The sequence below is a fragment of the Microbacterium sp. SD291 genome (genome assembly GCF_017355365.1).
GTDB lineage: Bacteria > Actinomycetota > Actinomycetes > Actinomycetales > Microbacteriaceae > Microbacterium.
The window spans coordinates 40,710-59,865 of sequence record NZ_JADIJR010000016.1 but is presented as its reverse complement, the minus strand read 5'-3'; the positions used below and the strand labels follow the sequence as shown (position 1 = coordinate 59,865).

At 69.2% G+C, this 19,156-nt stretch carries 16 protein-coding genes; 8 read left to right on the top strand and 8 right to left on the bottom strand.

Annotated elements, in window-relative coordinates; translation table 11 throughout:
* Nucleotides 1-4: 4 nt before the first annotated feature.
* Complete coding sequence (locus IPV10_RS10605; RefSeq protein ID WP_207483552.1) at nucleotides 5-961, bottom strand: glycosyltransferase family 2 protein; 957 nt, start codon at nucleotides 959-961, stop codon at nucleotides 5-7.
* On the bottom strand, nucleotides 958-2,481 hold the full coding sequence (locus IPV10_RS17330; RefSeq protein ID WP_207483550.1) for a polysaccharide biosynthesis tyrosine autokinase: 1,524 nt from the start codon (nucleotides 2,479-2,481) through the stop codon (nucleotides 958-960). Before IPV10_RS17330 ends, IPV10_RS10605 begins: the two co-directional genes overlap by 4 nt.
* A 143-nt stretch (nucleotides 2,482-2,624) precedes the next feature.
* Here IPV10_RS17330 and IPV10_RS10595 point away from each other — a divergent pair, with 143 nt between their 5' ends.
* On the top strand, nucleotides 2,625-3,824 hold the full coding sequence (locus IPV10_RS10595) for a hypothetical protein (RefSeq protein WP_207483548.1): 1,200 nt from the start codon (nucleotides 2,625-2,627) through the stop codon (nucleotides 3,822-3,824).
* 201 nt (nucleotides 3,825-4,025) lie between these two features.
* Here the strand turns inward: IPV10_RS10595 and IPV10_RS10590 are convergent, their stop codons facing one another.
* Nucleotides 4,026-5,204: a hypothetical protein gene (locus IPV10_RS10590; protein ID WP_207483546.1), complete on the bottom strand. Its 1,179-nt coding sequence runs from the start codon at nucleotides 5,202-5,204 to the stop codon at nucleotides 4,026-4,028.
* A 36-nt stretch (nucleotides 5,205-5,240) separates the two neighbouring features.
* Between IPV10_RS10590 and IPV10_RS10585 the strand changes: the two genes are divergently transcribed.
* Nucleotides 5,241-6,650, top strand: coding sequence for a nucleotidyltransferase family protein (locus IPV10_RS10585; protein ID WP_207483544.1), 1,410 nt, complete (start codon nucleotides 5,241-5,243; stop codon nucleotides 6,648-6,650).
* Nucleotides 6,651-6,656: 6 nt separating this feature from the next.
* On the opposite strand, the gene IPV10_RS10580 is transcribed toward IPV10_RS10585, so the two are convergent.
* Complete coding sequence (locus IPV10_RS10580; protein ID WP_307861104.1) at nucleotides 6,657-7,730, bottom strand: glycosyltransferase; 1,074 nt, start codon at nucleotides 7,728-7,730, stop codon at nucleotides 6,657-6,659.
* 245 nt (nucleotides 7,731-7,975) lie between these two features.
* Here IPV10_RS10580 and IPV10_RS10575 point away from each other — a divergent pair, with 245 nt between their 5' ends.
* From IPV10_RS10575 to IPV10_RS10565, 3 genes are read left to right on the top strand one after another with little or no spacing between them, the layout of a single operon-like run.
* A complete protein-coding gene (locus IPV10_RS10575; protein ID WP_207483542.1) occupies nucleotides 7,976-9,490 on the top strand; it encodes a sugar transferase in 1,515 nt (504 codons plus the stop codon).
* Nucleotides 9,490-10,575 carry an acyltransferase gene (locus IPV10_RS10570; RefSeq protein ID WP_207483540.1) on the top strand — a complete coding sequence of 362 codons (1,086 nt, stop codon included), beginning with the start codon at nucleotides 9,490-9,492 and terminating at the stop codon, nucleotides 10,573-10,575. The genes IPV10_RS10575 and IPV10_RS10570 overlap by 1 nt, the downstream gene beginning before the upstream one ends.
* A complete protein-coding gene (locus IPV10_RS10565) occupies nucleotides 10,572-12,101 on the top strand; it encodes a hypothetical protein (RefSeq protein ID WP_207483538.1) in 1,530 nt (509 codons plus the stop codon). The genes IPV10_RS10570 and IPV10_RS10565 overlap by 4 nt, the downstream gene beginning before the upstream one ends.
* Here IPV10_RS10565 and IPV10_RS10560 read toward each other — a convergent pair.
* From IPV10_RS10560 to IPV10_RS10545, 4 genes are read right to left on the bottom strand one after another with little or no spacing between them, the layout of a single operon-like run.
* Nucleotides 11,993-13,000 (bottom strand): polysaccharide pyruvyl transferase family protein, encoded by a 1,008-nt coding sequence (locus IPV10_RS10560; protein ID WP_207483536.1) that lies wholly within the window; start codon nucleotides 12,998-13,000, stop codon nucleotides 11,993-11,995. The genes IPV10_RS10565 and IPV10_RS10560 overlap by 109 nt on opposite strands.
* Complete coding sequence (locus IPV10_RS10555; RefSeq protein WP_207483535.1) at nucleotides 12,988-14,175, bottom strand: hypothetical protein; 1,188 nt, start codon at nucleotides 14,173-14,175, stop codon at nucleotides 12,988-12,990. The genes IPV10_RS10560 and IPV10_RS10555 overlap by 13 nt, the downstream gene beginning before the upstream one ends.
* A gap of 31 nt (nucleotides 14,176-14,206) precedes the next feature.
* Complete coding sequence (locus tag IPV10_RS10550) at nucleotides 14,207-15,268, bottom strand: glycosyltransferase (RefSeq protein WP_207483533.1); 1,062 nt, start codon at nucleotides 15,266-15,268, stop codon at nucleotides 14,207-14,209.
* Nucleotides 15,268-16,044: a glycosyltransferase gene (locus IPV10_RS10545; protein WP_207483532.1), complete on the bottom strand. Its 777-nt coding sequence runs from the start codon at nucleotides 16,042-16,044 to the stop codon at nucleotides 15,268-15,270. Before IPV10_RS10545 ends, IPV10_RS10550 begins: the two co-directional genes overlap by 1 nt.
* A gap of 84 nt (nucleotides 16,045-16,128) precedes the next feature.
* On the opposite strand from IPV10_RS10545, the gene IPV10_RS10540 reads away from it, so the two are divergent.
* Genes IPV10_RS10540 through lepB form a run of 3 tightly spaced genes read left to right on the top strand, consistent with a single transcriptional unit; the run spans nucleotide 16,129 to nucleotide 19,128 of the window.
* A complete protein-coding gene (locus tag IPV10_RS10540) occupies nucleotides 16,129-17,604 on the top strand; it encodes a polysaccharide biosynthesis tyrosine autokinase (RefSeq protein ID WP_242684860.1) in 1,476 nt (491 codons plus the stop codon).
* A 53-nt stretch (nucleotides 17,605-17,657) separates the two neighbouring features.
* Entirely contained in the window at nucleotides 17,658-18,386 is a 729-nt protein-coding gene (locus IPV10_RS10535; protein WP_242684859.1) for a low molecular weight phosphatase family protein, read from the top strand.
* 43 nt (nucleotides 18,387-18,429) lie between these two features.
* Nucleotides 18,430-19,128, top strand: coding sequence for a signal peptidase I (lepB, locus tag IPV10_RS10530; protein WP_207483530.1), 699 nt, complete (start codon nucleotides 18,430-18,432; stop codon nucleotides 19,126-19,128).
* Nucleotides 19,129-19,156: the final 28 nt, after the last annotated feature.

The following is a 19,156-nucleotide window of genomic DNA, read 5'->3' as shown; positions in this document are numbered from 1 at the left end:
AAAGTCAGCGCTCCTCGATGTCCACATGCGCGATCGCGGCAAGCTCTCGACGAAAGATCTGCAACGGCCGGACATCGCGTCGTGCGGCCCTGCGCAGGGCATTGGCGACGAGATTCACGATGCTCGCGCCCGTGAGCCCTGCGCGCAGCAGCCCCGGATGCTCGCCCCACTTGGCCGCGTACCGCAGGCGCGACTGCGTCACCCAGCGCACCCGGCGCGCGGAGTCCGACGACCCGCCGCCCTCGTGGTGCACGACGACCGTGCCCAGGAAGATCGACGGGATCCGTCGTTCCCGCAGCCGACGCTGCAGGTCGACCTCCTCCGAGTTCATGAAGTAGCCCTCGTCGAAGCCGCCGACAGCCGTGAACTCGGCGGTCGGCACCAGCAGTGCCGCACCGACGAGCCAGTCGACCGGCACGACGGCTCCTTCCACGCAGCGCGTGTCGTGACCGACCGCCTCGTGCAGCCGAGTGCGGAATCGCGCGAGCGGCGTCAGCCACTCGATGATGTGATGCCGGTGACGCGGGAAGTGCCGCCCTCCCCACTGCGTGGCGCCATCGTGGCCGAGGAGCATCGGCGCACACACCGCCGGCTGCCACGGCTGCGCCTCACGGCGGAGCTTCGCGAGGAAGTCCGGTTCGACGAGGAGGTCGCTGTTGAGGATCAGAAGATGCGGATGCCGTGCCGCCCTCGCCCCGGAGTTCACCGCGGCACCGAACCCGCCGTTGACCGCGCGGCGGACGACCTCCACTTCGTCGACCTCGGGAAAAGGCTGCGGCGATGCGTCGTCGACCACGATCACCTGGATCTCCGGAGCATCCGTCTGGTCACGCAACCGGGCGATGAGCGCCTGAGCATGTGCGGGGTCGCCGTAATGCGGGATCACGACGCTGATCGCCTCGATGCGCGCGGCCCCCGGAGTCCCCACTCCCTCGCCACCCACCGGGCGCTCGCCGGTCACTCCCTGACGCCTCGACGTGTGCTGCGCGTCTGCGGGCTGCGACGCTCGCCCGCTTGCGGCGACTGCCGCTCCACAGGCGTCACCGGGGCAGGACCGGGCTGTGGCGACCCGGCACGCCCGTGCGGCGCAGACTCCTTCTTCGCCTTCTTCGCCTTGTTCGTCTTCGCGGCCTGCACGTAGTAACTGTCATTGCGACGGTAATAGCCGTACCCGTAGCCGTATCCGCTCTCGGGCCCGGAGAGCGGCACCATGTTGAGGATGACGCCGAGGATCCGCGCCTGCACCTGGTCGAGCTGCTGGCGGGCGCCGGCGGCTTCGGCAGTACGCGTCTTGCCGACGGCGACGACGAACGCGACTCCGTCGACGATCGCGCCCACGACGGAAGCGTCGGTGACCGGCAGCACGGGAGGCGCATCCACGATGACGAAGAAGTCGCGGCGCAGCTCGGTGAGCAGACGCTGCATCGCCGTCGATCCCAGCATCTCCGACGGGTTCGGCGGTACGCCACCCGAGGCGATGACGAACAGGTTCGCGTCCTTAGTCGGCTGGATCGCGCTCTGGATCGGCACCTGACCGCTGAGCACTTCGCTGAGGCCGACGGAGCCGTCGAGCTCGAAATTTCGGGCGACCTTCGGCCGACGCAGGTCGCCGTCGATGATGATCGTGCGCTGACCGGCTTCGGCCATCACGCGGGCGAGCGATGCCGCCACCATCGACTTGCCCTCGCTCTGGTTGGCACTGGTGACCATGATCACGCGCACCTCGCCGTCGACGCTGGAGAAGCGGAGGCCGGTGCGGATCTGACGGAACGCCTCAGCGGCGATCGCGTCGTTCTTGCTGGTTCCCTCGGCCGATCCGCCGCGGCCGAGCTTGGGCACGCGCCCGAGCACGCCGCTGCCGATGAGCGCGTTGATATCCGTGTGCATGCGCACGCGCACGTCGAGGGCTCGGCGCAGCAGCAGGAAGGCGTAGCCGGCGACGAGACCGCCCAGCGCACCCAATGCGAGCGCGAGCTTGAGGTTCGGCGAGCTGGGCTCGCTCGGCGCGACCGCGTTGTCGAGCGGGACGATCGAGATGTTCGTGCCATCAGGGTTCTGCGCCTGTGCCTCGATGTCGTCGATGACTGCGACCAGCCCGTGCAGAGCCCCGTTCGCAAGATTGAGCGCGGCTTCCGGTGACGACGACGACGCGGTGACCTCGATCAGCGTGCTGCCCGGAACGACGCGGGCGCTCAGCCCGCCCGCCAGCGCAGACTGCTCGAGCCCGGTCTCCTCGGCGATCGCCTTGTGCACCGGCCCGCTGTTGATGAGCGGCACATACGCGCCGGCCCGGGCGACCGCCTCATCGGAGCCCGCGACGACGGACGACCCGCTCGCGGAGATGAAACCGGTGGCACTGGCCACGTACACCTTCGGCGCGAGGAACCCGTACGCCGCACCGATGAGCAGACCGGCGAGCACGGCGATGACGAGGACCTTCCATCCCCTCCGCGTCAGCGTGATGAAATCGAGCACTGTCACGAAACCCACTCCTGTTACGTCGCTGGCCCAGTCTCTCCCCCCGGGCGCGCCGCGTGCAGCGGCTCCGGGCAGTCTATCGGTCTGGCGCCGAGCGCCCCGTCGACCACTTCGACAACGGCGGCCCGGTAGGTGAGAATGAGCGGGTGCCCGCCGTGATCCCTGCCGCCTCCGGCGCCGTGCGCGCTGCGGCCCGGGCGCTCGGGCGCATCCCGGAGCCCGACCTGGTGCCGGCCGGGCATTCGGCACGCATCATCGATGCGATTCTCATGAGCCTGCTCGTCTATCGCGTCGCCGTGCCGGGGGTTCCCGTGCCGATCCCGCAGCTGGCGGTGATCGCACTCATCGGCATCGCCCTGTTCCGCAGGCCCACTCGCTCGTTCTCCGCCGCACCATGGTTCCCGATGGTGGCCCCGCTCCTGCTGGCCTTCCTGTTCATCGAGACCTGGGCCAACGGGCTCTCCCCCGAACGTCGGGGCACGAACATCGCCGTGCTATTGCTGATGGCTGCGTTCCTCGCGAGCGGACGCATCGATGTCGGCTCCGCGATCAAGGGACTCGGCGTCGCACTCGCCCTCAACACGGTGCTGTTCTACGCCGGGATCGCACCCGACGACTACGCAGGCAAGCTCACCGGGTTCCTTCAGGACAAGAACGCGGCGGCTCTCGTGTACGCTGTGGTCGCGATCCTGCTCGGGATGACGACCCGCCGGCTCTGGCTGCGACTCGTGTACCTCGCCGCGGGCGCTGCCGCCATGATCGCCACGGACTCGCGGACCACGATGGCCGCCTACGGCGCCGCGGTCGTGTTCCTCCTCTGCGGGCGCTGGCTGCGGCGAGCCCTGCAATCCCTGATCCTCGCGGCGGGGGTCTTCTTCTTTTTCTGGGCGGAGAACAACCTCGCGAGCGTCGGGACGTACGAGCTCACACGCGAGGGCTCAGACCAGTTCCGCATGCGCATCGATCAGGCCGCTGGGCTGAAAGCACAGGCGGCCCCGTGGTACGGCAGCGGGCTCGGCGAGGCGACGGTCGACCTCGATTCGGGAACCTGGTTCTTCCACAACTCATACGACGCCCTGGTCGTCGAAGGCGGTGCGGTGCTGCTCGTCGCGATCGTCGCAGCGTATGCGATCACCGGACTCGGACTCAGCTTCACGCATCGGGTCGAGGTCGACGTGACCTCGTACCAGTCCCGCGCGATCACCGCCGCGACTCTTGTGGTTATGCTGTGTGCGGTGCGTCTGGGCGAGGTGTTCTTCGCCCCGATCGGGATGTTCGTGCTCGGCGTCGGGCTGGCGAGGCTGCTGGTGCCCGTCGAACAGGTGGAGAAGCCTGCGGGGCTGTGACGCTTCGACAGGCTCAGCGACCCAGTTTTGGGGGTCAGCGACCCAGTCTTGGGGGGCGCTTCGACAGGCTCAGCGACCCAGTTTTGGGGGGTCAGCGGGCCAGTTTTGGGGGGCGCTTCGACAGGCTCAGCGACCCAGTCTTGGGGGGCGCTTCGACAGGCTCAGCGACCCAGTTGCGGGACTCAGCGGGCCAGGGGTGGGTCAGTGGGCGGTGATGGCGGAGTTGGCGGCGAGCTCGGCGACGACGGCGCGGACCAGGGCGTCAGCCTCCGGATGGTCGCCGTGCTCGGCGACTGCCAGGTCGACGAGCTCCGAGATCGATCGGGGCCGCTCGGACTCCCGCCAGATCGTCGCACCGATGCCGGCGAGCCGGAGCAGGCGCGAGCCACGGAGCACCGAGACCTCGCCGTCCGCCTCGACCGCGTCCGTCCACGGCGCACGCACCACCGATGAGACTGCAGGGGGAACCGCCGCCGACCCGGCGTCGGCCGCCCACACCTGCTCACCGCCCGGCTCGTGGGCGACCCAGGTGACACCGGCGTCAGGAGCCGCGCTGAACAGTTCCTCGATGAGCGGGACGGCCTCTTCGATCTCCGCGTACTCGAGGGTGAAAGGACCGCCGGCACGAGCGGCCGCCGCAGCCAGCTGCTGCAGCGGCTGCGGAATCCGCCAGATCGACGACGACTGCGCGGTGAGTTCCCCGAGCGCCTCGTGAATACCGGTCTGCACGAGTTCCGGGGTGCCGACGTGATCCGCTGACCTCGACAGCCGCACGACGGCGGCGAGCGCGGGCGTCCCTGCGGGCGTCGCTGCGAGCTCCAGCGCGTCGGGTGAGAACTCGTCCTTCCCTCCGGGGAACCCGGGAACGATGATCGAGATCGGCTTCGGGTAGGCGGTGAGGGTCTGGTCGGCCTCGATCGCGACGAGCTCGTCGCTCAGGTAGCCGAAGTGCCGTCCGAGCGAGCGGGCGGCAGTGCTCTTGCCCGTGCCGGACGGCGCGACGAGCACGACTGCCCGGCTCTCGTCGGCCGAGACGAGGCCCGCCGCGTGCAGCAGCATCGCCGTGCCGACCCGCCGGTCGATGACTGCCCGCGTCAGCGCACCGGAGAACGCGTACGGAAACGCCTCGGGCTGCGACACCATGATCTGCGGCCGTCGGACATCGGCGGCTCCTTCGGCATCCGGCGCCGGCCGGAAGACGACGGCGTCGGCATCCGCGGATCCGGTGACGGCTCGCCCCCACAGCTCGGCGAGGTGGTCTCGGATCGCCGGACCGTCGTCGAAGGCCGACAGATCCACCCGCCATGACTGGCCGAGAAGCTGCAGCGAGAGCTCTGCATCCGCACCGCCCGAGTCCCCCGGCACTGCCCCTTGAGCCACCCGGCACCTCCCCTGGTCCTCCTCTAGGGTAGGGGTATGAAGGCGCCCGAGGTTCCCGTCTGGGCGCTCGTGCACCTCACCCATGCCGCCCTCCAGCGCGTCGCCGACGAGGCGGGCGTCGACCTGCTGCACATCAAGGGCCCGGCGGTCCGCACCTCGCTCCGCATCGGCGTGCACGACTCCACCGATGCCGACGTGCTCGTCCGCCCGGCGCACATCGACCGGATGACGAGTGCCCTCGAAGCCCGTGAATGGGAGCTGCACACCGGCTTCGACGAGGGCTCTCCCTTCGAGCACGCGGCCAACTTCCGGCATCCGTCGTGGACGTACGCCGACGTGCATCGCCGCGTGCCGGGCTGCCTCGCCGAGGACGACGCGGTCTTCGACCTCCTCTGGCGCGACCGCGAGACGGCGCAGATCGCGCATCAGCCGTGTCAGGTCGTGTCGGTTCCGGCCCAGGTCGCACTGCAGGCGCTGCATGCGGCACGCTCGCACGGCCACGAGAAGCCGGAGAGCTGGCTGCTCTGCCCCGAGGAGGAGCGCGCGTCGGTGCGCGATCTCGTCGCGGATCTGCAGGCGAGCACCGCTTTCGCGGCGGGGATCGGCGAGCTGGCGCAGCATCGCGACGCACCGGACTACGCCCTGTGGAGCTTCTGGTCCCGCCCGGGAGACGACCGGCTCGATGAATGGGTCGGCCGCATCCGTGCCGCGCGGGGTTCGGGCCGACGCCTGAGCCTGATCCGGCAGGCACTGCACGTCAACCGCACGCACCTGCGACTGCGCCTCGACCGCGAGCCGACCGGCGCCGATGTCGCACGCGAGCAGGTGGCGCGTCTTCGTCTCGGGGTCGTCTCGCTGTGGCGGCACCTCCGGCGCGGTCCGGCGGACGCCCGAACGGATGCCGAGACCCGCCTCCACCTCGAGGAGATCACGCCCCCGCACGCCGTCGCAGACGATCCGCAGAACCACCGGACCGGCCGAGACGGCTCAGCCGTGGCAGACCTGGCCGTCGCTGTCAGCGGAAGCACGGCCGGTCTCATCTCGGCCGAGCAGCAGCAGCTCGATGCGCCTCTGTCTGCGGTCGGCGTCGAGGCGAGTTCCGCGGAGAGCGCGCCGTCGCACGAGCAGACGCCGCCCGAGCACGCCGGTCACGATGCCGAGCCGCTCTACATCATCGCGCCGGACGTGGCCTGGCTCGACGCCACGGACGCCGGCCGGGCTGAACCGCTCGCCTGGACCGCACGGCTCGACACCGCGGAGCTGAATCAGCTCCCGCAGGCGAGCTGGATGGTGTGGATGCTCGTCGCCGACGGGATCGGCACGCTCGCCGGCATCCGCGCCGAGATCTCTGCGCTCGAGGCCTCGATCGATTTCGGCGAGGAGGGGCTCGATGGCTTCCTCGCGCGCCTGGAGACGAACGGCCTGATCGTCCGGACCGACCGCTGACGGGACTCAGCCCGCGGCGACTCTCGCAGGGAGCGCGATCCCGAGATCTTCGATGAGGGAGGCGACGCGCTCGCGCCCGGCCGCCGGCGAATGCACGGCTTCCCAGCGGGCGAGCTGGTCGTCGACGAGACCGGACGCGTGCTCCGCGGCGACCGCCTCGATCCGTGCCGCCAGCGCCACGGCGTCACCCGCCGGCACGACGAGAGCGTGATCCTGGCCGACCACCTCAGGCAGAGCTCCGGCATCGGTCACGATGACGGGGACACTCGCGGCCATCGCCTCGGCCGCGGTCAGTCCGAACGACTCCGGTGCCATGGACGGCACCACCAGCACATCGACCGAATCGAACAGGTCAGCCGGAGCGACCCAGCCCAGCTTCTCGGTGATCGGCTCCACCGCGGCGAGGGCCGCCTCCACCGGAGCGCGCCCCTTCTTGCGGACGAATCTGGCCAAGCCGCCCAGCCGCAGCCGGAACTCGCCGGGCCGGCGCTCCTCGAGCAGCCGCAGGGCCTCGGCGAGCACGTGCACGCCCTTGTCGGCGCTGAGACGCCCGAGGTATCCGACGACGAAGGGCTGCGTGTCGGCCCGCTTTCGGGTCGCCGGCTCGAAGGGCAGCGTCCAGTTGGGGAGCACGCGGGCGCCGCGCACCGACCTGAGCATGTCCTGCGACGGCACCAGGGTCTCTCGGGCGCCGATGCGGGCGAGCGCGGCGAGGATGCGGTTCAGTCGCGTCGGATGCTGATGCAGATGCACGACCCGGTTGGCGAAGCCGAAGGTCGCCACCGCAGGACCGAGCCCGTTGCACCACAGCAGGCCATCGCGATGGCGGCGGTCCCACGTGCGCAGCGCCAGCATCCACGTCAGGCGGTCGTGGGCGTCGAGCACCTCGACCTGCAGACCGAGGCGACGAGCCTCCTCCACGACGGCCGGCGGATGACTCGGCGCGAGCACGGTGACGTCGACCGACAGGTCGCGCAGCGCCTCGGCGATGCGCAGGAGCATGACCTCACCGCCGCCGATCACGCCGTGATTCGTCGCGACCCACACTCGTGCGCCTGCTTCGAGACGTGGTTGCCCCACGACCCACCTCCGGTTCGGGTTGACGGTCGACTCCCCGCGATCGTGGCTTCAGGGTATCGGATTGCGAGTGGGCCATGTCGCCGGGTCCCGGGCGGGAACACTGAGGCGCCACCGCCATTCTGCTATATCAGCATTGCGGTATATTGGATTGAAGGAGAAACACATCGTGGGCGCCCGTACCGGAGCGCCCTTTGCCCGGTACCCGTTCGATCGGCCCCGGAGCAGGAGAGGGCGTCAGAGTGCACATGGATCTCCCCCCGGCCGTCATCGACTTCCCGAACAGGGCGCCCGCTTCCGAACCATCGGAACTTCCCGGTTCCACTGCGCTGTCGTGGCGCCGGCGCTATGCCCTCCGTCTGTGGTGGAGCGACCTCGCCGTGCTCGTGACGGTCGTCTTCGGCACGCAGCTCGCGTGGTTCGGCGTCCGGCAGGTGGAGCTGTCCACGCGGTACGAGTCCCAGATCGGCGAGATCCCGTACTGGGCGTTCTCGGCGGTGCTGATCACGGTGTGGATGTTCATGCTCCGGCTCGTCGACTCGCGCGACTTCCGCATCATCGGCTCGAGCAGCACCGAGTACGCCCGGATCGCGAACGGCAGCCTGGTCCTGTTCGGCCTCATCGCCATCGTCGCCTTCCTGCTGCACGTCGACGTCGCCCGCGGCTACCTGCTCATCAGCCTCCCGCTCGGCATCCTGCTGCTGGTCCTCGCGCGATGGGGATGGCGCCAATGGCTGAACGCACAACGCCGGTCGGGGCTGTTCTCCGCCCGCGTCCTGCTCGTCGGCTCACGCGCATCGGTCGGCCAGATCGCTCGCGAGTTCATGCTCAGCCCGCACGCGGGCTATGTGGTCGTCGGCGCGTGCGTTCCCCGCGACTCGGATGCCGACAGGATCACGGGCACCGGCATCCCGATCCTGGGCGACGTGGACGCCGTCGAATCGGTGCTGCGTGCGGTCGGCGCCGACACCGTCGCCATCACCAGCACGGACGAGCTGCCCGCAGACCGCGTCAAGGAGATCTCCTGGGCGCTGATCCCCGGGCGCGAGCACCTCGTGCTGGCACCCAGCATCGTCGACATCGCCGGCCCGCGCATCCACATCCGCCCGCACGCGGGGCTCCCCCTCATCCACGTGGAGACCCCCAAGTTCACGGCAGGGCAGCGATTCCTCAAGCGGACGTTCGACGTGCTCTCGTCGTCGGCGCTGATCCTGATGCTGAGCCCGGTGCTGCTGCTCGTCGCCCTGAGCATCAAGCTGACGACACCCGGCCCGCTGCTCTTCCGCCACGTGCGGATCGGCCAGAACGGCAGCCCGTTCCAGATGCTCAAATTCCGCTCGATGCAGGTCGGCGCCGATGCGCAGCTGCGCGCACTGCTCGATGCGCAGGGGACGACCGAGACGCCTCTGTTCAAGGTGAAGGACGACCCGCGCATCACACCGCTCGGCCGCTTCCTGCGCAAGTATTCGCTCGACGAGCTGCCTCAGTTGTTCAACGTGCTCGGCGGTTCGATGAGCCTCGTCGGCCCCCGCCCGCAGATCGAGGCCGAGGTGGCGCTCTACTCGGGTTCTGCCCGCCGGCGCCTTCTGGCACGCCCCGGCATCACCGGGCTCTGGCAGGTCAGCGGCCGCAGCGCGCTCGACTGGGAGCAGGCCGTGCGCCTCGACCTGTACTACGTCGAGAACTGGTCGCTCGCCTCCGACGTCACGATCCTGCTGCGGACCATGCGCGCGGTCGTGACGCCCGGAGAGACGGCGCACTGATGGGAGCAGCGATCGGAGCCCGCGCGCTCCGCGGCGCGCGTGCGGCTCAAACGGACGCGGGGCCGCGGCCCCGCGTCGGCGCACGACGCCTGCCTTACCTGCCGGCGCTCGACGGACTTCGGGCTGTCGGGGTCGCGCTGGTCCTGATCAACCACGCGGCAGCGCCGTATCAGCTGCCTGGCGGGTTCGGCGTCGACATCTTCTTCGTGCTCTCGGGCTTCCTCATCACGACGCTCCTCTGGTACGAACTCGACGGACGCGGTCGCATCGATCTCCCACGCTTCTACGCCCGCCGCGCGATCCGTCTCGTACCTGCGCTGCTCGTCGTGCTCGCCGCCTCGACAGTTCTGGCGCTGCTCCTGCTCGACGACATGGGCAGGTTCCTCCTCGACACAGCGGCGGCGGCGCTCTATCTGAGCCCCCTTGCGGACGCGATTCTCGGCGAATCCGCGTTCTACGGACACCTGTGGACGCTCGCCGCCGAGGAGTACTTCTACCTGCTCTGGCCTCTCGCCCTGATCCTCATGATCAAGATGCGGTTCGGCTGGCGGACCATGTCCGTGATCATGTTCACCGGCGGGATCGCACTCTACGCGCTCAGGGTGATCGCCGCGTCGACTTCCGGAAGCGAGCTCTCACTTCTGCGCATGGGCGGAATCGCGATCGGATGCGGAGTCGCACTGATCGTCGCTGAGTCGAATCTGCGAGGCAATGCAGCCGTCAACGCTGTGCTCAGCGTCGCGCTTCTCGCCGCCGCCTGGCTCGTCACCGGACGCGGCGCGTTCGACGCCCTCTACGCTCCCCTGGCGGCGACCGGAACGGCACTGGTGATATTCGCCATGCTGGGTCGGCGGCGCTCCTGGATCCAGCGGGTGCTCGAGACCGCTCCATTCGTGTTCCTCGGCCGGATCTCGTACGAGCTGTATCTCTGGCATGTTCCGCTGCTCCTCGGTGCAGCCCTGATGTTCTCGGCGGAGCGGAGCGCGATCTGGTGGTGGGTCTACCCGGCTGCGATCGCGCTCGCGGCGGCAACTCATTTCGGGCTGGCCCCGCTCCAGCGCCGATGGCGAGTCGCGCTCACATGACGAAGGCCAAGACACGCGCGTTCGTCGTGGCCGCCGCGGTCGGCACGACCGCGCTCATCCTCGCCGTCCTCGTTCTCACCGATCATGTGATGCCGGGGGCGCGTCGCGACGCTGCGGATCTCCGCCCGTTGGTCCTGCTGATCAGCCTCGTCGTCTTCAATTCGATCACCTACATCGTGTGGATGAACCGCTGGAACATCGTCGCCCACGTGGCGCTGGCGTTCTCCATGATCGCTTACGTCATTCCCATCGTGTTCCTCCACCAGCTCGACGATCTCAGCAGCCAGGCTCTCGATCTCTATTACCAGGTCATGGCGGCCGGCCTGCTGTTCGCGGTGCTCGGAGTGCTCGTCGGAGCGATGCTCTCGAAGCTGCTCGACACCGACCGGCTCAAGGAGCGCACCGACTTCGAGAGCCCCGTCATCCAGGCGACGGTGCGCCGGCGGGTCATGCTGCTCGGCGCGCTGGGCGTGGCGGGCGTGTTCCTCGCGTTCGGGCTGATGGGCTTCATTCCCGCGTTCACCGCTGACCCGCTCGTCGCTAAATTCTTCCGGGGTCAATATGCGGCAGCGTACGCACCCGTCGCCCCGCTGTACCGGGGCGCGACCAGCGTCCTCTCCGTCCTGCTCCCTCTGCTGTTCCTCTACGCCGTCTCTCTCAGGAAGGGCCGGGCTGCCGTCATCGCAGTCAGCGCGGTGACGGCGCTGCTTCTCGGACTCATCCGTGATCCGGCGGCCAGCGGCGTACTCCTCCTGATCGGCGTCTACGTGGCCGTGCGCCGGAAGCCATGGGTGCTGTACTTCGCGATTCTCGTCGGCACCTACTTCGTGGGCGGTGCTCTCTATTACTTCCTCACGCTCTTCGGCGTCGAGGGGTACGGCATCGTCGCCGCCGGCGGCAACGACCTCCTCGCACAGGTGGCCGCGGGCGCGCCCGACATCAAGGATCAGATCGCCTTCCTCAATGCGTGGCTGCGCGCGCCGCAGTACACGTACGGGGCCACCTGGATCGGCGGGCTGTTCCCGGGCAACAACCCGTGGAACCCGTCGGTCTGGTCGCTGCGCATCGTGAATCCCACCCAGGACATCGCGACGATCGCCTCTGGCGGTCTGCGGCTGCCGCCGCCGATCTGGGGGCTGGTGAGCTTCGGTTGGCCGGGTGTCGTCTTCGTCTCATTCACCACCGGACTGATCCAGGGGTTCCTGGCCGGCCTCGCGAAGCGCCTTCTGCCCAGCGCGAGCCTGGAGGTCACCGCCTACTGGCTCGTGCTGTACACGGCGGTGGCCGACGTGTTCCCTGCTTTCTTCCGCTTCAGCTACCTCACCGTGCTGCAGCTGATCCTGCTCGTCCTCGTCTTCCGCTGGCGCACCGTCCCGAAGAGGCAGCGCGGTGCGATGAGTGCGGCGCAGCCGCGACCCTATCGACGTGAGAGGGACGCCACGAGTTCCGTGAGGGCCTCCCCCGCCCGTCCGACGGCAGCGGCGACGGCCGACGGGTCTGCGGGTCGCTCCGACCCCGGCGCGTAGTCGGCGAGGGAGGCGATCAGGGGCACCCCGAATTCGCCGGCGAAGGAGACCACCTTCTCCCTGGATCCGATCGCCACCATGGGGACGCCGAGCATCGCCGCCATGTACAGCGCGTGCATCCGCGATCCCAACAGCGCCTTGCTCCCGCCGATGCGATGCCATGCCGCCTCCCACCCCAGCGCCTCGCGCTCGTGGGAAAGACGGGCTAGCGCCTCGGCGGGCACCGACAGGTAGTCCGCCGCGTCCTCCTGCTGATCCATCGACAGGAACGACGCAGTGCCATGCTGGGCCAGCACGTCCAGCAGTGCCGGTGAGACCTGCGCGCCCTCCGAGCGGTTCATCGCCAGCACGATCCGATCGGTATCGAGCCGTGGCGTCTCGTCCACGTGCTTCAACAGCGCCACGTCCGAGCTGACCCCGGGCGTCGACGCGAACATGCGGACGAAGCGGTCGCGAGAGTCGTCCTCCCGCACCCACACCCTGTTTCCGCGGGTCGCGATCCTGTACAGCAGCCGTGGCGAACGCCGCTCGATCGAATCACAGCCCACGCCGAAGAAGCGCACCGGCTTGCCCATCCCCCGGGCCAGCAGCGCGGTGACCGCGCACAGCCGCGCCAGCCCGCCGATCAGCCGATCAGGACGATCATCCTGAATCAGCGTCCCGCCGCCGATCACGACCGCCTGGTTTCTGGCGATCGCGGAAGCGAGACCGCGGATGCCGTCGGCGCGAGTGCGCGGCAGGCCGCTGCTGAACCGGGACTCGCCGAAATCGACGACTTCGACCCTGTTGCCCGCAGTCATCAGCGCATCGGCGAGAGCGTCCGTGAGGAATGCGTCGCCGAGGTTCGCCGGCACACCGCCGGCCACGGTCCGGTCCGCTGAGACGATCAGGATCCGCACAGGTCCTCCTTCTGCTTGCGTGTGAGCATCAGCGCGCCACCGAGTCCCAGCAGGAGCAGGGCCTCGGCGAGGATCCACACGGAGGCCACGGCCACCACGCCACCGGTGGATGCCGCCGCGACAGTCGCCGCGATGACGATCGCCCCCACCATGAGCGAGACGATGAGCTTCGCCCGCACCATCCCCCGGGAATAGAGGCCGCTCGTGAGCGCGTAGTCGGCGAATTTCAGCGGAAGCGCGAGCAGGATGACAGCCAGGACCATAACCGGCTCGAACGCGACGCCGAGAAGAACCTCGACCAGCGGCCGGAGCAGCCACAGCGCGCCGCCCGCGAGCAGTCCGAGTCCCCCCAGGCCGAGGGCCAGCGGCACCACGCCGATCACTCCTGCGCGCAGCCGCGGGATCGCCTGCTGTGCGAGCGTCGCAGGCACGATCTCCGTCGGCTGCACGATGCGTGACGCCAGGCTCAATGCGGCCACGGCCTCGACGGGGAGCAGCACTCCGCCGATGAGCAGCGGGGACTGCGAGTACAGAGCGCTGGAAGCGCCGGCGATCCCGAAGCTCAGCACCCGGCGGGCGGTCCCGCGCTCTCGCTCGCCGACCGGCAGCATCCGCCAGATCCGCCGCCAGAAGATCGTTCCGATCACCAGCGACGCGACCGGCAGTGCGCAGAGCGGTATGAGGCTGCCCACGGCGAGCGAGATGATCGCCACCACGACCTTGGCGCCGGCGAGCAGGAAGTCGGAGCCGGCGAACTCATGATCGAGCCCGTGGACCAGCAGAGGAGCCCGCACCGCGCGGATCAGGCTGTCCAGTGCCTGAGCCGCCGCGAGCACGACGACGATCAGCACGCCGTCGCCGAGAGGTTCGGCGAACACCGCCGCGCAGTAGATCACGGCGGCGGTCGCGCCGGCCAGCGCGATCATGCCGTGCAGACGCACGACAGGGATCAGTCGCTGCCGGGACAGATGCTCGGGCGAGGAGCCGAGCAGATAATTCGCCGCACCCGAATCCGCGAGAACGCCGAACGCGCTGACAACGCCGAACGATGAGATCAGCGCCGCCTGGGTCGGGCCGGAACTGAGGTGGCCGAGGCACGCGAGCACGACGAACTGCGTCAATCGCAGCAGCACGGCTGCCGAACTGGGGGCGCCGAGCCGGAGCATTCGTCTCACGGCGCGTCGTGTCCCCTGCATCCGTCCGCAGTCACGCGGTGAGCCCTGCGAGGCGCAGGTTGCTGCGCAGTTGGGACGCCGTGTCCGCCCAGGTCATCAGCTCGCTCCCGGTCACATCCGCAGCGCCCAGCGCTCCGTCGAGCACCCCGGCGATCGCCTCGGCGAGCGCATCGCCTGTCGGCGCCACGGACACCACATCGTCTCCGAAGATCTCTGGCATGCCGCTGTCGCTGGTGACGATCGCGGGGATGCCGAGGTACAGCGCCTCCGCGACAGGAAGTCCGAACCCCTCGTCGGACGACGGCATCACGACGATCGACGCCGTCGAGACGATCTGCTGGTACGTGGTGTCGTCGACGAATCCCGGGAACGCGACGAGGTCTGCGACACCGAGTTCCGTCGCCAGCGCACGAAGGGTCTCCGCGTACTCGCCGCGAGCGCCCAGGACCGTCGCGGTCGGCGCGTCCGCCCCCCTCCGGCGGAGCGTGGCGAGGGCGCCGATCACCAGGTCCGGTCTCTTGTTGTTGTGATGCCCGAATGTGACCACGTTCGGCGTGCCGTTCGGGCGTTCGAATGCCGGCCAGTCGCGGGCATGGTCTCGCCCGTTCTCGATCACCACCGTGTGCGCCGACGGCACGAACCGTGTCGTCTCACTCTGCGCCTTGCCGGAGATGCACGCGTTGAAGTCCGCCCGTTTCGCGGACACCTCCCACAGCCACCGATAGGCGCGCTGGTGGATCGGGAACTCATGCGGATTGAGCTTGTGCCGCCAATCGTGCTGGAAACACGCGGTCAGCCTGCGACGCAGGGGCGACACGATCGGGCTCAGCGACACGAGAGCATCCGCCCGCTCCCTGGAGGCGACCACCGCCGAGTACACCAGCTGTCCGAAGGAGCGGCGGATCGGATCCTCGTTGGGCCAGACCCGCACGTCCGCGCGGTCGCCGAACTCGGTCTTCGCCCATTCGGGCCCGATCACGATCACCTCGTCGTCGGGCCAGGACTTCAGCCAGCCGCGGATGACCTCGGTGCTGTGCAGGCGCATGCCGCCGGAGAGCTCGGTCGAGCCGAGCGCGTCGAAGACGATCCGCATCAGATTCCTGCCGGTCGGCCGAAGAGGCTGCGCGGGATGGCGAGGAGCCGGGGGTAGCGGAGGTAGAACTTGACCATCGACGGGATCTCCCGACGCCAGGCCGACGCCGAGGCCGTCGTCGTCTCGCGAGCCCAGCCGTGCAGCCATCGCACCGACCCGAGAACGACCGAGCGGCCGCCGGCGCGGTGATTGCGCAGACCGAGATCGGAGTCCTCGTAGTAGACGAAGAACCGGGTGTCCCACGGTCCGAGCACCGCAAGGCGCTCACGTGCGCCGGCGACCACGGCGCCCATCACCCAGTCGCACTCGACGACGTCGGGCCCGTCGGCGATCCGCAGATACGTGCCGACCAGCTTCTCCGGCTTCAGCCGGTTCGCGATCTTGTAGGCGAGGTACGGCAGGCCGCGCCCGTTCGGCTGATCGGTGCCGTCGCCGTTCACGAGCTGCGGCGAGACCAGGTCGAGCGGATGCTTCGCCAGGTGCTCCCTGAGCGACCCGAGGTCGACGGCATCCGCCGTGACGTCCGGGTTGACGAATGCGACGTACTCACCTCGGGAGGCGCGGAAGCCCACGTTGTTGGCGGCACCGAAACCGAGGTTCTCGACGAGCGGGATCACGCGCGCGCCGAGTCGACGCGCGACTTCGACGGAGTCGTCACCGGAGCAGTTGTCGACGACGATCCATTCCACGCCGTCGTGGTGCGCGAAGTCCTTCCAGAACCGGAGCAGATCATTCGCGCTGTTGTACGAGACTGTGATCAGTGACCATTCGGGCATGCGACGGCATCCCCCTTTCGCCTTGTGTCCCCCCTCATGATGCTACCGGAATACTGATATCCCGATGTGCGGAGCTGTGACACAATGGCAGGTCTGACGCTCGACGACGCCTACTGGAGTGAACACCGCGTGGAACTTCGCGATTACGTGCGCATCCTGCACCGGAACTGGATCTTCCTGCTCGCTCTCCTCCTTCTCGGAATCGGTGTGAGCGCCGCCTACGCGCTGCTCACGCCCCCGAAGTACGTCACCTCGACGCAGCTCTACGTCTCGGTGCGGACCGAGGGCGCCGCCACGGGCGATCTCGTCCAGGGCACGACGTTCGCCCGTCAGATGGTCACCAGCTACGTCGACGTCATCCCGACCGCTCTCGTCCTCGACCCGGTCATCGAAGACCTGGACCTCGACACCTCGGTGTCTGCGCTCGCCCAGCGGATCTCGGCGACGACACCGCTCAACACGGTCACGATCGACCTCACCGTCACCGACGGTGACCCGGAGCTCGCTGCGGCGATCGCCAACAGGACTGCGGTGAGCTTCGCCGACGCCGTGCAGAACACACTCGAGAAGCCGGGCGCCGATGACGCGGCCAGCCCCGTCCAGGTCACCGTGACCAACCCGGCCACCGTGCCGGCGCGCCCGTCGAGCCCGAACATCCCGCTCTTCATCGCACTGGGGGCGATGCTGGGCCTCGCCGCCGGGATCGGCTTCGCCCTGCTGCGCACCGTGCTCGACACCCGCATCCACACGCTGCACGACGTCGAGCACCTCACCGACCGCCCCCTGCTCGGCGGGATCGCCTTCGACCCGGATGCCGTGAAACGTCCGCTCATCGTGCACGCAGACCCGCGCAGCCCGCGCTCGGAGTCGTTCCGGACGCTGCGCACGAACCTCCAGTTCCTCGACGTCGACGGAGACACTCGCACGTTCGTGATCTCGAGCGCCGGTCCCGGGGAGGGCAAATCCACGACCGCCGCGAACCTCGCGATCGCGCTCTCCGAGACGGGTGCCCGCATCGCCCTGGTCGATGGGGACCTGCGGCTGCCGCGCGTCGCCGACTACATGGCGATCGAGGGCGGAGTCGGGCTGACGGACGTCCTGATCGGTCGCGTCGACGTCGCCGACGTCCTGCAGAAGTGGGGTGCGAACTCGCTGTACGTGCTGCCCAGCGGCACGGTGCCGCCGAACCCGAGCGAGCTGCTCGGATCGGCGGCCATGAGTCGTCTGCTCAAGACGCTCGGTGAGTACTTCGATGTGATCATCATCGATGCCCCGCCGCTGCTGCTCGTGACCGATGCCGCGGTGATCGGGCGCAAGGCCAGCGGTGTGCTCCTGGCGGTCGCCTCCGGCAAGACGAGGAAGCAGGAGCTGACCGGCGCGGTGCGCGCACTGGAGACCGCGGGCGTGGCGATGCTGGGGGCGGTCGTGACCATGCTCCCCACCAAGGGGCCTGACAGCTACGGCTATGGCGCGTACACGTACGGGAGCACGCATGCCGGCCAGGCACCCGCATCCGTGATCATGCGCACGCCCCTCGCCCCGGAACCCGCGAAATCCTGACGACCTGCGGGCGCACTGGCGCCGTCGTCCTTCGTTGTACATAGGCTGGACGCATGCACGACCCCGGCTCCGCTCCGCCTCCGCACCGCTCCACCCGACGTGAGTGGCGCCGTCGCGTGGCCGCCGATCAGCAGAAGACGGACGCATTCCACGTGGCGCTCACGCGGCGGGACAATCCGCAGCGCGGCGGCGGGATCCCGACGATCCTCACCGTGTGCACCGGCAACATCTGCCGCTCCCCGCTCGCGGAGACTCTGCTGCGAGCGCACCTCGGCGAGCTCGTGCGCGTGCACAGCGCGGGCACCCATGCGCTCGTCGGGCATGCGATGACGCCGGAGGCGCAGCACCTCGCGCTCGAGTTCGGAGCCCAGTCCGCCGACGTCGACGGCCACGCCGCCCGCTACCTGCAGGATCCGCTGATGAGCGACTCCGACCTGATCCTCACCATGACCAGGGAGCACCGCCGCGAATCCGTGCAGCTGGTGCCGCGGCGCCTGCACCAGATCTTCACCGTTCGCGAATTCGCCCGCCTCAGCGAGGGACTGTCATCGCAGGAGGTCAGGGAGATCGCCCACGCCGCCGGCCCCGGCGCCCGCACCCGGCTCGGCGCCGCCGTCCTCGCGATCTCCGAGCGCCGCAGCATCATGCCGAATCCCTCCGCCGACGAGGACGACGTGATCGACCCGTATCGCGAATCCGAGCAGGTGTACCGCGACTCGGCCGCGCAGATGATCCCCGCGCTGGCAGAGGTCGAGCGCATCGTGCGGTCGGCCCTTGCCTGAGAGCCGCTCGCTTTCGGATCACGGGCGGGCGAGGATGGGCGGCATGGAGACGCCGGAGAGCCCGCCGATGTGGCGGCGGATCACCTCCAGCGCCTGGTTCCATCTCTTCGCCGCCTTCCTCGTGAGCGCACTCGTGCTGTCGTTCGTCGCGAAGCCGTACTACGTCCCCTCCGGATCGATGCAGGAGACACTCATGGTCGGCGACCGTGTGCTGGTGAACCGGCTCGCCTACCTCGCCGACGGCCCCTCCCCGGGTGACATCGTCGTCTTCGAGGCAGGCGACTCGTGGGGCGTCAGCGACCTGGACGAGGGCCCCCTGAAGTCGATGCTGCGCTGGGTGGGCGAGGTCACCGGGTTCGGCCCGTCCGGGCCGCACACGCTCATCAAGAGGGTGATCGCGGGACCCGGCCAGACCGTATCGTGCTGCACCGCCGACGGGCGGCTCATCGTCGACGGCGAGCCGATCGATGAACCCTACGTGTTCGAGGACCTCGCCTTCGAGGCCGGCGAACTGGACTGCGCGACGACCCCGCGGTCGTCCCGGTGCCTGCCGGAGGCCGTGGTCCCCGCCGGCTCCTACCTGATGCTCGGCGACCACCGCTCGGTGTCCGCAGACGGCGCCATGGAATGCCGGGTGCCGGGAGCGGACGACGCAGGATGCTACCGCTGGATGCGTCGGGAGGACGTCGTCGGCCGGGCCGTCGTGATCCTCTGGCCGGTGCCGAGGTGGTCCGGACTCTGAACGCTCGGCATCCATTCGCTGACGCGCG

Excerpts from the sequence above, each read along its gene's own strand:
- IPV10_RS10585 (WP_207483544.1), top strand. The coding sequence starts at position 5,241 with ATGAAGGCGCCCGAGGTTCCCGTCTGGGCGCTCGTGCACCTCACCCAT.
- IPV10_RS10575 (WP_207483542.1), top strand. The coding sequence starts at position 7,976 with ATGGATCTCCCCCCGGCCGTCATCGACTTCCCGAACAGGGCGCCCGCT.
- IPV10_RS10570 (WP_207483540.1), top strand. The coding sequence starts at position 9,490 with ATGGGAGCAGCGATCGGAGCCCGCGCGCTCCGCGGCGCGCGTGCGGCT.
- IPV10_RS10565 (WP_207483538.1), top strand. The coding sequence starts at position 10,572 with ATGACGAAGGCCAAGACACGCGCGTTCGTCGTGGCCGCCGCGGTCGGC.
- IPV10_RS10550 (WP_207483533.1), bottom strand. The coding sequence starts at position 15,268 with ATGCGGATCGTCTTCGACGCGCTCGGCTCGACCGAGCTCTCCGGCGGC.
- IPV10_RS10545 (WP_207483532.1), bottom strand. The coding sequence starts at position 16,044 with ATGCCCGAATGGTCACTGATCACAGTCTCGTACAACAGCGCGAATGAT.
- IPV10_RS10540 (WP_242684860.1), top strand. The coding sequence starts at position 16,129 with ATGGCAGGTCTGACGCTCGACGACGCCTACTGGAGTGAACACCGCGTG.
- IPV10_RS10535 (WP_242684859.1), top strand. The coding sequence starts at position 17,658 with ATGCACGACCCCGGCTCCGCTCCGCCTCCGCACCGCTCCACCCGACGT.
- lepB (WP_207483530.1), top strand. The coding sequence starts at position 18,430 with ATGGAGACGCCGGAGAGCCCGCCGATGTGGCGGCGGATCACCTCCAGC.